Below are 12,469 nucleotides of genomic sequence, written 5' to 3'. Positions count from 1 at the left end.
CCAGATAAGGGGGCTAACCCGCCTTTCTGCCGACGCCTATGAGTAGGGGGAATCTCCTCTCCACAGCCACTGCGAAGTGTGTGGCCAGCACATCTCTTAGACACTGCTCGGTGCAGCCGTGGGACCCGGCTAGGGGCATCCTCTTGAGGTCGACCTCTACGACTAGGAAGTAGCCCCCCGGCTTGAGCACTCTCCACACCTCCGCAACAGAGCGGCCGTGGTCACCCCAGTGGTGCACCGTAAAGAGGGCGACCGCGACGTCGAAGGCGGCCTCTCTCGCCGGCATCTTGAAGCTGACCCCGGCCACCGACGCGCCGGGCGCCCTCCTCTGCGCGTATTTCAACATGGGCGGGGAGGCGTCTACCCCCACCACCCGGTACCCCCTGCGCTCCAGCGCCTTGAGCAGTTCGCCTACCCCCGGGCCTATCTCCAGCACACACGCCCCGGGGCTGGCTAGCTCCGCGACTCTCCTCGCCGCGAGGCCGTAGGCCCAGTGGAAAAGCCGCATAGCCACCAAGACGTTGTAAAGCGCGGCTGTGCCCCCGCCGAAGGTCTCCATTTCCATCGCCTCCAATCCCTCTGTGGTTAAAAAGCTTTGTTAAACTAGTGGCAACGGCTGTGTGTGATGTACTGAAGCGCCGACAGGTCTCTCAGCCCCTCTATGGTGATTTTCAGAGTCCTATCCGTGTGGTCGCAGTAGAACTGCACTGTGAGGTTCAGCCTCCCCCCGCGCTCCTCCACCGCGTAGTGGCCGGGGTGGCCGTTTACGGTTATGGGGACGCCCCGCCCCTCCTTCCTGCCCGGCCTCGCCTTGATCTTTAGGGTGTACGCCTCTGCGCCGTCTTTTATGAAGTGCATAACCTCCCCGTCCCTCACCCACTTTACTCCGTCTACCTCCCTGTGGCGGAAGACGTCGGAGGCCATCGGCATTATGACAAGCCGCCAGTTCGGCGGGGCCGTCAGAACGATGAAGTTGTAAAGCCCGAGGATGCGGTTCCCCACGGCGATTGCGTGCCAGCTGTAGTCAGTGTGCATGGTACTCCCCCAGCAGGTCAAAAATGTCGTGTTCCTTCACAGCCTCTCTCCTAAGCTCGGAGAAGGTTGGGTAGACGTAGGGCAGGAGGCGCAGGGAGTAGTAAGTCGTCAAGAAGGGTATACCCACAAAGTCGCCGAAGACGAGGATCTCCAGCAGAAGTCTAATCTCCCGGTGGAGCTTCGCCGTCTCTCTGTAGAGGTCGAGGAAGAGGAGGCCGAAGAGGAAGTCCCGGACGGCCCTCATGAAACAAGTTCCTTCATAAACTGCCTCAGCCTCTCCAGCCCCACTATGTCCTCGGGAAAGAGCCTCACGGAGGCCAGGATGTGGGGCGCGAAGGAGCGCCTAACCAGCTCGAGATTTCTCTGTTGCTCGTCGTATTTACTCTTTAGGAAGCCGGTGGCGTCTCTCTCAGCCTCCTCCCTGGGGATTACCATGTTCACCACCACGCCGCCGAACGGTATCTCGTAGGCCTTCACCATCTCAATAAACCTCTGCACCACGGAGATCGACAGCACAGTGGGTATCGTCACGAAGACAAAACGCGTGGCGGCCGGGTCGGTCAACACGGCGCGGACCTTCATATACCTCTGGTAGAGGTCTTGCAACTCGTGGAGCACGGGGTCCCTTTCAATTTCCTGCCTTACCTTATCCTTGCGGAATGACAGCTGCTCCTTTAGGGACAGGGTCTCCATCCTCATCTTAATAGTCCTCTGAAGCCACGCGCCGTAGAGCTTAGACAAGCCGATGAGCCTCACCGCGTTGGCCACCGCCGCCATGTCGAAAACAACTCTGTCAAAGTTGGCGCCCTCCTTCAGGACAACGTCCATCATCTTGTCGAAGGCGGCGGCCTCGTGAAACGCCGGGTTAGTCGTGGCGATGTCCACCAGCGGCTTGATGTCCACAGAGAGCTCGGCCATCTTAAGCATCTCCCTCAGCAACGTGGTGATCCTCGTCTTGTACCTCTCCACAATGTCGTCGTACTGCACCTCCACGGCCCAGAGGTTGCGCGCCCCCGCCACCTCCTTAACCACCCCCCCAGACAAGTCCTGTCCAAATACAGAAGAGAGGGAGTGCACAGGGTTGAAGCTGGCGAGTAGCGTCTTTTCCCCAGCCACCTCGGCTAGGTACAGCGCCGTGGCGGCCGCGACGACAGTCTTACCCACGCCGCCCTTGCCGCCGAAGAAGAGGAACTTAATCCTCTGCCCCAGCAACTGCTTCATAGGTACTCCTCCACCCTCCTCGAAGGCTTCCAGAGCTCCTCAGCAACGCCTCTAAGCACCTCCAGCCCCTTGGGCTCCCTGTTCAACATAGGTATCACAGCTACGAGGTATTTGCCAAACTTGTCCACAATCTCCGCTACGTACTTCCTCTGCTCCTCCACCCTCCTCTTGATGTAGGCAGGCGCGTCCGGCCGCTTGGCGAGGTCGGGGGGGTACACCTGGTTGAGGACAATCCCGGTGAGCTTAAGCCCCAGGGAGTCGAACATCTCCAGTGCCTTCTCCGTGTCGACAATAGTCATCCGCTCAGGTGTCATGACCATCATAAACGCCGTGGTCTTCGTATTCATGATGATGTCTCTAAACTTGACGATGCGCCCCCTAATGTACTCCAGCTCATTCAATATCTCGTCTTCGTAGGTCAGCTTCTGCCTTTTTTAGAGACGCCGCCACCCTCCCGTACTCGTAGGCCTGCTTCCTCAACTCGGTAATCTTCTCAACCCACTGGCTCAACACATCTGCAATTGCGATCATCCTGATGCCGTGCCCAAAGGGGGGCATGTCGAAGACGTAGTAGTCATACTTCCCCTCTGACACCACGTCCACCATGGCGTCGTACACCGCGCTTTCGTACATGGCAGGCTCAGCCGCCGCGCTGTCGATGTACTCCTCAATATCCTTAGGCAGAGCGTCGAGGCGGTACATGTCGATAATCTTCTTCTTTATCGAGGATACGTACTCGTTGATCTTCTTATCAGCGTCTATCTCCATCACCCAGAGATTATCCGCCAGCTTCACCTCCCCCTTCCCAAAGACGTTCTGCTCAAACACGTCGCTAAGCGACGCCTGGGGATCTGTGCTGAAGACCAGCGTCTTCTTGCCCATAGACGAGAGTTTTAGAGACGTGGCGGCGCTCAGCGTGGTCTTCCCAAGACCCCCCTTACCCGCGTAGATAAACACCCTCAGGCTGGGGTTCTCCTGCAGTAGGCCAGAAAGCCCCTTCATGTCACTAAGTCGGTGAAGTCCCTCTCCCTCAGCATGTACCTCTTCCAGTTCTGGATATTTGGAAAGACGTAGGGCAGAAGCCTCATGGAGTAGTAAGGCGGCAGGATGGGGATCCCCAACATGTCGCCCAGGGTGATGATCATGAATAAGTTGTCTATCTGCGCCTTCACCTTCAATATTGCCGTCGACTGGCCGTGTACCGTGAGGCCCTCGACCACTTCCCTCAACCTATCTAGAAGACCCATGGTTTCTATGCTACTTCTGTATTTATTTGTTTGCTCTGTATTTAGCCCAGCCCGTTATTAGGTAGTAGGTCATCACTACGCCCAGCACCAGAAGGAGTGCGCCGAATGCCGCCGACAGGAGGTTAGACGCCTGTACCAAGCCCTGGCCGTAGAGCTTCGCGGCTGCGGCTTGTACGCCGATGGGCTTGTTGTTAATGGCGTAGAGCGCGTAGACGTAGGTCTCCCAGGCGAGGGCGGCCAGCGTCGTAATCGCCATGAATATGCCCGGGATGAATACATATGCGCTGGGCTTCTTTACACTGCTAAGGAATATGGCAACTAGCAACAGGGCTAGACCGGCAAGTAGCTGGTTGGTCCCTCCGAAAAAGATCCATAGATTTGTCCAGCTCCCGACTAACGCCAGGAAGCCTGCAAGTATCAATATTACTATCGGCGATATGTATTTATTGCCCAGCGGGCTTTCTTCAAATAACTCAGCCATGATGAGCCTAAAAACTCTCACGAAAAGCATTGATGTTATTAGACCCATAACAGTGACAAATATACCGTATAGGATATTCATGTACACGTCGGGTACTTTCAAGAGGCTACCAGTTAATAACGTGGCTCCCTGCACATAGGCGGCGGCCCCAGCGGGAGGTTGCGACAAAACCATAATTGCGGCGATTGAGGAGAGCGCCACCGCGCCCTCTGTCATCATGGCGCCGCCTCCGACCGGCAGGGCATCTGTCTCGTACTCCAATTGTTTAGAAGTTAAGCCGGAGGATACGAGGCTGTGCCAGCCGGAGATTGCGCCGCATGCTATAGTGACGAATAGTATGGGCCACAGGGGGCCGCCTTGTGGGTTCTTCAGCGGATCTACGTAGAGAGACGTAAAGGACTGTTGCTTTATGGTGAGGCCGGTCAAGGGGCTGAATATCGCCGCCAGCAACACCAACACCAAGGCAATTATAGACGGTAGGTACCCCACGTAAACCGTTGGGAGTAGGAACCTAGGCATCGGCGTAATTGCCGAGATGTAGTACAGTATGGAAAGTATCACTAGCCAGAAGAGGACGGTGGCGGTGCCTGGCCACGTGAGCTTGGGATCGAAGTTATAGGTCTTGAAGAAGTCAGGACTGTCCAAGAAGTTGGTGCCTGGCTGCCTCACCGCGGGGACCAGCGCCACAGTGAAGTAGCCAACTAAAACAATGAGGAGGGCTACCGCGGTGGCTACCAACACGTCCATGCGCCTCTGGAATATCAAGTAGCCGAAGACAACACCGCCGAAGAGGACGAAGAGGACTGCCGTGAAGGTGCCGGGCACTCTGTTTAACACGTCTATGATAACCCACTCAAACACGGCGGTGATAATTATTAGGTAGAAGATGAGATAGACGAGGAGGATTTTCCTCGCCCTGTCTCCCAGCAGTTTGTAGGTAATGGGACCCATGGAGCGGCCCTCGCTTCTCACCGACATCATCATGGCTGAGTAGTCCTGGGCCCAGCCTATGAACATGTTGCCGAAGATCACCCAGAGCAGGGCGGGCACCCAGCCGAAGAACAACACACCGGTTAGAGGCCCCACGATGGGGCCGAGCGCCGCCACTGACTTGAACTGGTAGCCAAAGAGGACGTATTTAGAGACGGGGAAGTACTCCACGCCGTCGAAGTACATCCTCGCCGGCGTAGGCCTGTTGGGGTCGGTCTCCCAGATCTTTTTATCAATCCACCTTGCGTAGAAGCGGAAAGTCAAAAAATACAGTATTAAACCTAACAGGACGTAGGGTGCTGGAGTGTCGAGCATGTGGTACGTCTATTTGCCATTAATAAAAATTCATTTAGCCTAAACTTGTTACTCTGCGGTTTTACAAACTTTAACTATAGCCAAAATTCAGAATTTATAATGATAGACCATTGTAAAATTTCAGCGAGGCCTCCACCACGCGGCGGCAGTCCACGTAGGGAAACAGCAACTGGACGAGGTGGTTAGACGCAGTCACGCGCCACGCCCCCAGGCTGTCGGCGAGCTCCAGCGCCCTGTCCACCACCTCGCGGGGGCCTGACGTGTTGACAAGATAGTAGTTGCCTACCCTCCGGCCTCCCCCCGACCTCGACGCGTCGAAGACGCCCAAGTCGCGGCTCGTCTTAAACCTAACTAGGGCGTAGGGCCTCCTACCCGCCACCACAGAGGCGGCGAGGTTTATGGGGTTGTCCCACGGCAATCTGTTTATTAGGAGCTCCAGCTTGACGCCGCCGCAGTTTAAGTCGAGGAAGAGCGAGGCCGGGTTTCCAATGCTCCTCACCACCTCGCATTGGCAACGACGCGCCGCCCTCGCGTTGAACAAGCGGGCCGCTAGATGAGAGGCGGAGTACCACCCACCTATCAACAGTACGAGCGCTATTATCAGGTCGAGGGGGGTCACGACACCGGCCGGTACCAGTTGTCCCTCTCCACCGGGGTGAACCCAGCCGACTTGATGATATTGACGACGTCGGCCCGCCTGTCAATGGGCGCCTCGGCCCTTTTCCACTCCAGCACCTTCTCCTCGTACAGAGTGCCGCCGAAGTCGTCCGCCCCGAAGTAAAGCGCCAGCTGCGCCGTCTCGGGCCCCGTGGTGAGCCACCCAGCCTGTATGTGGGGAATCAGCCCCTCGAAAACTATCCGGGCCACGGCCACCATCCTGAGAAGCGTCGCGGAGGTCTTAGGGTAGGGGATCTTCCGACCCAGCTCGCTCGTCCCAGGCTCGAAGTTCCAGGCAATGAACGCCATGAAGCCACCTGTCTTTTTCTGTAGCTCTGCGATTTTGTACATGTGCTCGGCTATGTCGCTCAGTGTCTCTACGTGGCCGTACATCATGGTGGCGGAGGTGTAGATGCCGAGTTTATGCGCCTCTTCCATAATCCTCAGCCACGTGGCACTGTCTATCTTCCTAGGCGCGATCCCCCTCCTCACCCTATCCACGAGGATCTCCCCGCCGCCCCCCGGCATGGTGTCCATACCCGCCGCCTTGAGCCTCTCAAGCACCTCGCGGTACGTGGCCCTCTCCCTCCGGGAGAGGTACTCCACCTCAAGCGGCGACAGGGCGTGGATGGCTATGTGGGGGGCCTTCGCCTTGAGGGCGCGGAAGAGCTCTTCGAAATACTCAATCCCGATGTCGGGGTTCACCCCGCCCTGGATAAGCACCTGCCTAAGGCCGTGGACCGCGTCCACCGCCAGCACGCGCTTAACCGCCTCCTCCACCGTGTAGCTGTAGGCCTCCCCGTGCCCCGGCGGGCGGTAGAAGGCGCAGAAGCTACAGCCCACCACGCAGACGTTGGTGTAGTTCAGCACCATGTTGCTGATGTACGTTGCGGCGTCTCCATACAGCCTCTTCCGAATCTCATACGCCCTCCTCCCCAGGGCCCAGAGGTCCTCTTTCAAAAGCCTCTCGATATCCCCCCTCCCGTACTCCACAGACCGGCGTCGTGTGCATCTTATAAGTTTTGTAGTTAGCCACACGTTGACAGAAATTTAAAAAGGGCGAAACGCGTGACGTACGTGGCAACTGTGGGGGAGGTTCTGGAGATGGCCGCGAGGGGCTTGGACAGGGGCGACGCCGTCTACCTAATGCGCGAGGTAGACTTCTTCACCTTGGCAGAGGCGGCGCACCTCTATACGCAGAAGCTCTTCGGCGACGTGGTGACCTTCGTCAACAACGTAGTGATAAACTACACAAACATATGCGTGGCTAAGTGCCCCATATGCGCCTTCTACAGACTCCCCGGCCACGGAGAGGGCTACCTAAGGAGCCCTGAGGAGGTGGGGGCGCTTGTGGAGCGCTTCGCCAAGGAGCTGGGGGTGACGGAGCTACACGTCAACGGCGGCTTCAACCCGTTCCTAAAGCCCGAGTACTTCGACGAGCTTTTCAAGGCTGTGAAGAAGAGGGCGCCGCGCGTCGTCATCAAAGGCCCCACAATGGCGGAGGTGGCGTACTACGCAAAGCTCTGGGGGATGAGCTGGGGGGAGGTGCTGGCCCGGTGGAGGGACGCAGGTCTCGACGCCATATCGGGGGGCGGCGCGGAGATCTTCGCCGACGAGGTGAGGAGGGTGGTGTCCCCCCACAAAATCTCCGGCGAGGAGTGGATACAGATAGCGGAGGTCGCCCACAAGCTGGGCATCCCCAGCAACGCCACCATGCTCTACGGCCACGTCGAGAGGGAGGAGCACGTGGTGGACCACATCTTCCGCGTAAAAGAGCTCCAGGAGAAGACCGGCGGCTTGATGCTGTTTATACCCGTCAAGTTCAACCCCCTCAACACCGAGCTACACGCCAGAGGCGTGGTGACCCGGCCAGCCCCCTCTACATACGACGTAAAGGTGGTGGCAATAGCTAGGCTGATACTGGGGGGCGCCCTCAAGGTGGGGGCCTACTGGCTCTCCGTCGGTAAGAAGCTAGCCTCGACGCTCCTCCTCGCCGGGGCGAACGACCTCGTAGGGACCATGTACAACGAAGCCGTCCTCACCTCAGCCGGTGCGAGGCACAGCGCCTCGGTGGAGGAGCTGGCCGCCATCGCCAGGGAGGCCGGGAAGAGGCCGGCGCTGAGAGACACCTTCCACAGAATACTGGCGCACCTCTAGACCGCCCTCCGAACCTCTCCGCAGAGCCTCGGCGGCGCCTCACCCCACCTTTATGTAGAACCCAGAAGTGTTGTAAAGCGGCGCGCCTACTTTTAGCTTAGCCATGTCGAAATTCGGCACCAGCAACCTATAAGCGCAGTTTCTCAACACCTGGCCCATAACCTCAGTCTTGACCCCCGTTTCGAGAGCCACGGATCTGTTAGACACGGGGAGTGTAAGCAAGGCCTTCACATAGACACCGTCGCTGGTGAAGAGGAAGTGGGTATGGTTAAACCACATATAGTTGTAGGCAAAGGTGAGGTAGCCCACGCCGTCCTCGGGGTATATCACATACACGGCGTCGTAGCCAACAAGCGCAAGCGGGAAGGCGTAGAACCCCCTCTTGTTGGCGCAAAGCTGTTTTAGGTGCAGGTCAAACGGCGCCTCGGGATCTGGATAGCCGGTGACTACTTTACCTACAAACACCACCGCCGTCTTATTGCCAACACGCCCAGCGGCTACGCACCTGAAATTCCGCGCCTCCACTGGGCGCGGGGCCTCAACCACACCGCCGTACTCACAAGGGCCATACACGACACCAGATATATTGCCCACAGATGTACAGGACACATCAAAATTCACAAAACACACATCTTTTTCATTAACAAATAAATTAATATATAAAATATGGAGAGTCATATACAGGTTATGAATATAACTATGGAAAAACCAAAACGGGTCATAGCCATAGATATAACTTATTAATAGAAAAATCAAAATTAGTGTAACAACAAAATATTTTTTACGCATATTTAACATACAGATGGTGCGCTATAAGTGAGCTAAAGAAGCACACATAACCATAGGCGCCTGACACAACGCCGTAAGCATAAATCTTAACACTATTGAATCCGATTGGCCACCCTCTTCTGTACACAGGCGAGCCGTTGTCACCATCTCGGCATCTCATATGGGCTTTTAATAAGCCCAAGACTTTAACATTACCGTAGCCAACACCTACGTAATGGCTCTCTAATCGCCCCTCTGTGATATCCGACGTGGCGCCAGCCTTAGCCACTGTCTCTGTCTTGGAGAGTAGACATGTGAAGTTGGCGGCGCCGTCTGAACACGTCAGCGGCTCAGTAGTCTTCAACACGTCGTAGTGGGAAAGAGCCGCGATCCTACCCCGAGGCGTCGTGCGGCCCCCAACGTAGTTAACAGCCTTCCCAGACACATCCACGCCGCTTAGAGGATCAGGCCCAGCCCCGGCGGCAACCGGCAACGCCACAGCGGCAAACACAGACACATAACGTTGCTGGGATCGGAATTCGCCTTGAGAGAATTGATGATAAGCCACTATCTGAGATTGAGGACTTTATGCGCAGAAAAACTCGCCGAAATCTTAAGATAGGCATGCCGGCCCCCGGAGTTAAATAAACTAAATGCTAGTCTACCAATAGCTCTACCACGTTGGCCACGTTTATAACATCTCCGGGCTTAATATCGACGCGTCCCACGCCTCTGATGTCTACCCCGTTTACAAAAGTCCCGTTGGTGCTCCCCAGATCCTCTATGAAGTATCCCCCGCCCTGGCGCCCCACGGCAAAGTGGCGGCGTGATATGTATATGCTGTGGGGATGCCACATGAAGTCACCCCTCCCAAACACTCTGTAGCCGTCTACTTTGTAGGTCGCCCTCCCGTCTCTCGTCTTCAGAAGGAGGTACTGGGGGTAGATCTCTACGGTGTAGATCTCCATGAAGGCGGCGGCGTGCGTATTTTTTGGCCATTACTTATTTTGCAACGTCCCTGATATATACGCCGCCGCGGCGTATACTTGGTGGACCTCGCCAAGCTTGTAGAGATACAGACAGCCTTTTCGAGGGAGAAGTTCCCCAGGTTTTGGGATGTTAAGGACGAGAGAGATCTGGCGCTGAGGCTTGAGTACTTGACGAATGCCCTCGCCGGCGAGGTGGGGGAGGCGGCTAACCTCGTGAAGAAGGTGGTGAGAAGCGCCGTGTATGGACACGGCGACGTGAAGCTAAGCGACGTGCGGGACGCCCTCGTCGAGGAGTTGACAGACGTGTTTATCTACACGCTCACCATAGCCGGGCTCCTGGGGGTAGATCTCGAGAAGGCCTATTTCGAAAAGCTTGAAAAGAATAGGAGGAGGTTTTAGCCGGAGCCCCTATCACCGGCGGCCCGGCGGGCCGTCTCCGGGGCCGATCCTGCCTCCTTGGAGTACGCCCAGGTTTATAAACCTTCGGCCTTAGCTATCTTCTCCTCGATGTGTAGCTCCTTGTCGAGCCGGCGGTCGATTTTGATCGTGATAGATATCCTCTGCACGCCCATGTCAGTCAGCGTCTTTTCAATATTCTCGAGGAGGTTTGCGAGTTGCTGGTAGCTGTCGAGCTCTATGTCGGTGAAGCCGGCCCCCGTCCTGTACCTAAATCCAGACGTCTTTATGACCTCGGTTACCCTCGCCACGTATTTAGACAGGCTCGGGGTGCCGGTGCCCAGGGGGACTACCGAGAGGCTTACAACCATCTTAGCCATGGCATTTCCTTAAACTCCTTTTTAAACACTAACAAGGGTGTACCTGTGAAGAGGATTTCCACGGGTGTGGAGGAGCTGGACAGAGCGCTGGAGGGGGGCATACCCCAGGGCTCCTGGGTGGTGGCCACGGGGGAGCCGGGGGTGGGCAAATCTATTCTATGCATCCACTTCGCATATGCGGGGCTGAGGGCCGGCGACCCCGTGGTCTACGTCACCACAGAGCAGGAGTTTAGAGACGTCATGGAGCAGGCCAAGCAGCTGGGCATGGACTTAGCCCAGTACGCCGCCTACAACATCGCGTGGAGGAAGGAGCCGGAGGAGCTACCCGAGATCGTGGTGATCGATATATTCGGACTTTTGAAGGTGGCTAGACAACTCACCGAGAGGGCCAGGGAGGAGAGCCCGGAGAAGGTTAGGCGCTACGCCGCCCTCTCCATCGACACCCTTATCGAGGCCATCAACGAGGCCTATAAGATACTAGCCGTGGCGGGGGAGAGGGGCACGCCGGAGCGGCACGTGAGGCTCGTCATCGACTCCATGTCGGCCTTCTGGGTGGATAAGCCCGTCATGGCTAGGAAGTACAGCTACCAGCTGAAGATAGCCACCCACCGAGACAACGTGACGGCGCTCCTCACCAGCCAGTACGCCCCGACCACGAGGCAGGCCTACGGCTTCGGCCTTGAACACATCGCCGACGGGGTGATACACATGTGGATGGACGAGGTGGAGACAGCCAAGGAGGTGCGGAGGTGGCTGATAATAAAGAAGATGAGAATGACCGCCCACGAAACCAAGGCCTTCAAAGTGAGGATAGAGTCCGGGAGGGGCCTAGTCCTTGAGAAAATCTCGTAAAAAGCGGCTCCGGCACCGGATCTGGAGAACTGAGGCGAGTTTGGAGGTCCTCAGGGCTTAAATGCCTTTCTCCACTTTTTTAACAGCTCCGCCGGGTCTGTGCCGGGGTCGCCTGTTTTTATGTAACGCCATAAGCGCGGCAATTCTGCGTCTCCCGAGGTGACGTCTTCAAGCGCCAGCGCCACGGCGGTCGGCACGTCTCTGCCGGAGCTGGCTATCGCCGGGAGGCTGAGGTTGAGTTCCCTCGCCGCTGTGAAGCACATCATCCGGTAGGGCCTGGGGCAGTGCCTCACGACTTCGTCGATTAGCTCCTCCACAGGCTTGACTCTGCGGATTACGGGCTTGTTTCTAAACACTAGACTAGCCCAGAGATACCTCAGCCTATACCACGCATCCACACCTATGTAGCTGGGTAGTTTTTTAAGCATGGAGTCGGAGAGGTGCGTACTCCCCGTCTATAACCTGAACTTTATATACTCCCTACCCCCCACGTTGGTGCCCTTCGCCACGCGGACTCTTAGTATGTTGGGCTCGGGGGTCTCCACCTCGCCGCCGAAGTGCCACTCCATCACCTCCACGCCCTGGGGAAACACCCACACAGCCTCGTAGTCGTAGTCAGCCACCTCCTCCTCGTAGTAGTTCTCGTAGAGGTTCTCGCCCTCCCTCAGCGGCGCCGGGAACGAGCCTAGGAAGGTGATGTATGGCCTAGTCGGCGCCCCCCTCAAGCCGATATACACGTCGTGGATTACGGGCCTCACCCTCTCCCCGTTGATTCGCACAATCTCCTCGTCCATAAACCTCTGCATATTCTCCCACACAGTAGAAATCTCTCTAGCTAAGGCGTCGCCCCCACGTCTAAGCAGGCTGTGGTAGTACTGCCCCCTATCCAAGTAGTCGAAGATAATCACCATGTTAACCACGCCGCGGCTCACGATGTAGAACCCCTGGGCGTATACCGGGGTTATGTCCTCACCCACGGCA

The 12,469-nt window shown here is 56.9% G+C and carries 17 protein-coding genes and 1 pseudogene; 3 read left to right on the top strand and 15 right to left on the bottom strand.

What is annotated here, in order from left to right:
- Nucleotides 1-13 precede the first annotated feature (13 nt).
- The 9 genes and pseudogenes from P186_RS11955 to mqnC form a co-directional block, all read right to left on the bottom strand.
- Nucleotides 14-565 carry a class I SAM-dependent methyltransferase gene (locus tag P186_RS11955; RefSeq protein WP_148683049.1) on the bottom strand — a complete coding sequence of 184 codons (552 nt, stop codon included), beginning with the start codon at nt 563-565 and terminating at the stop codon, nt 14-16.
- Nucleotides 566-603: 38 nt separating this feature from the next.
- Nucleotides 604-1,035, bottom strand: a complete 432-nt coding sequence (locus P186_RS11950) for a hypothetical protein (RefSeq protein ID WP_014289764.1) — start codon at nt 1,033-1,035, stop codon at nt 604-606.
- On the bottom strand, nt 1,025-1,279 hold the full coding sequence (locus P186_RS11945; protein ID WP_014289763.1) for a DUF7990 family protein: 255 nt from the start codon (nt 1,277-1,279) through the stop codon (nt 1,025-1,027). The genes P186_RS11950 and P186_RS11945 overlap by 11 nt, the downstream gene beginning before the upstream one ends.
- Entirely contained in the window at nt 1,276-2,256 is a 981-nt protein-coding gene (locus P186_RS11940; protein WP_014289762.1) for an ArsA family ATPase, read from the bottom strand. Before P186_RS11940 ends, P186_RS11945 begins: the two co-directional genes overlap by 4 nt.
- Nucleotides 2,253-3,258, bottom strand: a pseudogene (locus P186_RS14685) (ArsA family ATPase). The gene P186_RS11940 and the pseudogene P186_RS14685 overlap by 4 nt, the downstream one beginning before the upstream one ends.
- Nucleotides 3,255-3,503 carry a DUF7990 family protein gene (locus tag P186_RS11930; protein WP_014289761.1) on the bottom strand — a complete coding sequence of 83 codons (249 nt, stop codon included), beginning with the start codon at nt 3,501-3,503 and terminating at the stop codon, nt 3,255-3,257. The pseudogene P186_RS14685 and the gene P186_RS11930 overlap by 4 nt, the downstream one beginning before the upstream one ends.
- 22 nt (nt 3,504-3,525) lie before the next feature.
- On the bottom strand, nt 3,526-5,289 hold the full coding sequence (locus P186_RS11925) for a carbon starvation CstA family protein (RefSeq protein WP_014289760.1): 1,764 nt from the start codon (nt 5,287-5,289) through the stop codon (nt 3,526-3,528).
- A 94-nt stretch (nt 5,290-5,383) separates the two neighbouring features.
- On the bottom strand, nt 5,384-5,908 hold the full coding sequence (locus P186_RS11920) for a hypothetical protein (RefSeq protein WP_014289759.1): 525 nt from the start codon (nt 5,906-5,908) through the stop codon (nt 5,384-5,386).
- Nucleotides 5,905-6,939, bottom strand: coding sequence for a cyclic dehypoxanthinyl futalosine synthase (gene mqnC / locus P186_RS11915; protein ID WP_014289758.1), 1,035 nt, complete (start codon nt 6,937-6,939; stop codon nt 5,905-5,907). Before mqnC ends, P186_RS11920 begins: the two co-directional genes overlap by 4 nt.
- 111 nt (nt 6,940-7,050) lie before the next feature.
- Between mqnC and P186_RS11910 the strand changes: the two genes are divergently transcribed.
- The gene (locus P186_RS11910; RefSeq protein ID WP_148683236.1) at nt 7,051-8,103 is read left to right on the top strand and encodes a CofH family radical SAM protein; all 1,053 of its coding nucleotides are present in this window, start codon (nt 7,051-7,053) and stop codon (nt 8,101-8,103) included.
- Between the two features lie 39 nt (nt 8,104-8,142).
- On the opposite strand, the gene P186_RS11905 is transcribed toward P186_RS11910, so the two are convergent.
- From P186_RS11905 to P186_RS11895, 3 genes are all read right to left on the bottom strand, one after another.
- On the bottom strand, nt 8,143-8,649 hold the full coding sequence (locus P186_RS11905) for a hypothetical protein (protein ID WP_148683048.1): 507 nt from the start codon (nt 8,647-8,649) through the stop codon (nt 8,143-8,145).
- Nucleotides 8,650-8,884: 235 nt separating this feature from the next.
- Nucleotides 8,885-9,388 carry a hypothetical protein gene (locus P186_RS11900; protein ID WP_014289755.1) on the bottom strand — a complete coding sequence of 168 codons (504 nt, stop codon included), beginning with the start codon at nt 9,386-9,388 and terminating at the stop codon, nt 8,885-8,887.
- 139 nt (nt 9,389-9,527) lie between these two features.
- A complete protein-coding gene (locus P186_RS11895) occupies nt 9,528-9,839 on the bottom strand; it encodes an FHA domain-containing protein (RefSeq protein ID WP_014289754.1) in 312 nt (103 codons plus the stop codon).
- Between the two features lie 81 nt (nt 9,840-9,920).
- On the opposite strand from P186_RS11895, the gene P186_RS11890 reads away from it, so the two are divergent.
- Nucleotides 9,921-10,259, top strand: a complete 339-nt coding sequence (locus P186_RS11890) for a MazG nucleotide pyrophosphohydrolase domain-containing protein (protein ID WP_014289753.1) — start codon at nt 9,921-9,923, stop codon at nt 10,257-10,259.
- A 74-nt stretch (nt 10,260-10,333) separates the two neighbouring features.
- On the opposite strand, the gene P186_RS11885 is transcribed toward P186_RS11890, so the two are convergent.
- Entirely contained in the window at nt 10,334-10,636 is a 303-nt protein-coding gene (locus P186_RS11885) for an MTH1187 family thiamine-binding protein (RefSeq protein WP_014289752.1), read from the bottom strand.
- Between the two features lie 45 nt (nt 10,637-10,681).
- Here P186_RS11885 and P186_RS11880 point away from each other — a divergent pair, with 45 nt between their 5' ends.
- Entirely contained in the window at nt 10,682-11,488 is an 807-nt protein-coding gene (locus P186_RS11880) for a KaiC domain-containing protein (RefSeq protein WP_014289751.1), read from the top strand.
- A 50-nt stretch (nt 11,489-11,538) separates the two neighbouring features.
- On the opposite strand, the gene P186_RS11875 is transcribed toward P186_RS11880, so the two are convergent.
- Nucleotides 11,539-11,886, bottom strand: coding sequence for a hypothetical protein (locus tag P186_RS11875; RefSeq protein WP_193383984.1), 348 nt, complete (start codon nt 11,884-11,886; stop codon nt 11,539-11,541).
- Between the two features lie 57 nt (nt 11,887-11,943).
- Nucleotides 11,944-12,465, bottom strand: coding sequence for a hypothetical protein (locus tag P186_RS11870; protein ID WP_014289749.1), 522 nt, complete (start codon nt 12,463-12,465; stop codon nt 11,944-11,946).
- Nucleotides 12,466-12,469 lie beyond the last annotated feature (4 nt).

Origin of the sequence: Pyrobaculum ferrireducens (assembly GCF_000234805.1) — an archaeon.
GTDB lineage: Archaea > Thermoproteota > Thermoprotei > Thermoproteales > Thermoproteaceae > Pyrobaculum > Pyrobaculum ferrireducens.
This window is presented reverse-complemented; position numbering and strand designations above follow the sequence as displayed.

What these genes read in the sequence shown, in the direction of transcription:
- P186_RS11955 (WP_148683049.1), bottom strand. Translation starts at nt 565, where the DNA reads ATGGAAATGGAGACCTTCGGCGGGGGCACAGCCGCGCTTTACAACGTC.
- P186_RS11950 (WP_014289764.1), bottom strand. Translation starts at nt 1,035, where the DNA reads ATGCACACTGACTACAGCTGGCACGCAATCGCCGTGGGGAACCGCATC.
- P186_RS11945 (WP_014289763.1), bottom strand. Translation starts at nt 1,279, where the DNA reads ATGAGGGCCGTCCGGGACTTCCTCTTCGGCCTCCTCTTCCTCGACCTC.
- P186_RS11940 (WP_014289762.1), bottom strand. Translation starts at nt 2,256, where the DNA reads ATGAAGCAGTTGCTGGGGCAGAGGATTAAGTTCCTCTTCTTCGGCGGC.
- P186_RS11930 (WP_014289761.1), bottom strand. Translation starts at nt 3,503, where the DNA reads ATGGGTCTTCTAGATAGGTTGAGGGAAGTGGTCGAGGGCCTCACGGTA.
- P186_RS11925 (WP_014289760.1), bottom strand. Translation starts at nt 5,289, where the DNA reads ATGCTCGACACTCCAGCACCCTACGTCCTGTTAGGTTTAATACTGTAT.
- P186_RS11910 (WP_148683236.1), top strand. Translation starts at nt 7,051, where the DNA reads ATGGCCGCGAGGGGCTTGGACAGGGGCGACGCCGTCTACCTAATGCGC.
- P186_RS11895 (WP_014289754.1), bottom strand. Translation starts at nt 9,839, where the DNA reads ATGGAGATCTACACCGTAGAGATCTACCCCCAGTACCTCCTTCTGAAG.
- P186_RS11885 (WP_014289752.1), bottom strand. Translation starts at nt 10,636, where the DNA reads ATGGCTAAGATGGTTGTAAGCCTCTCGGTAGTCCCCCTGGGCACCGGC.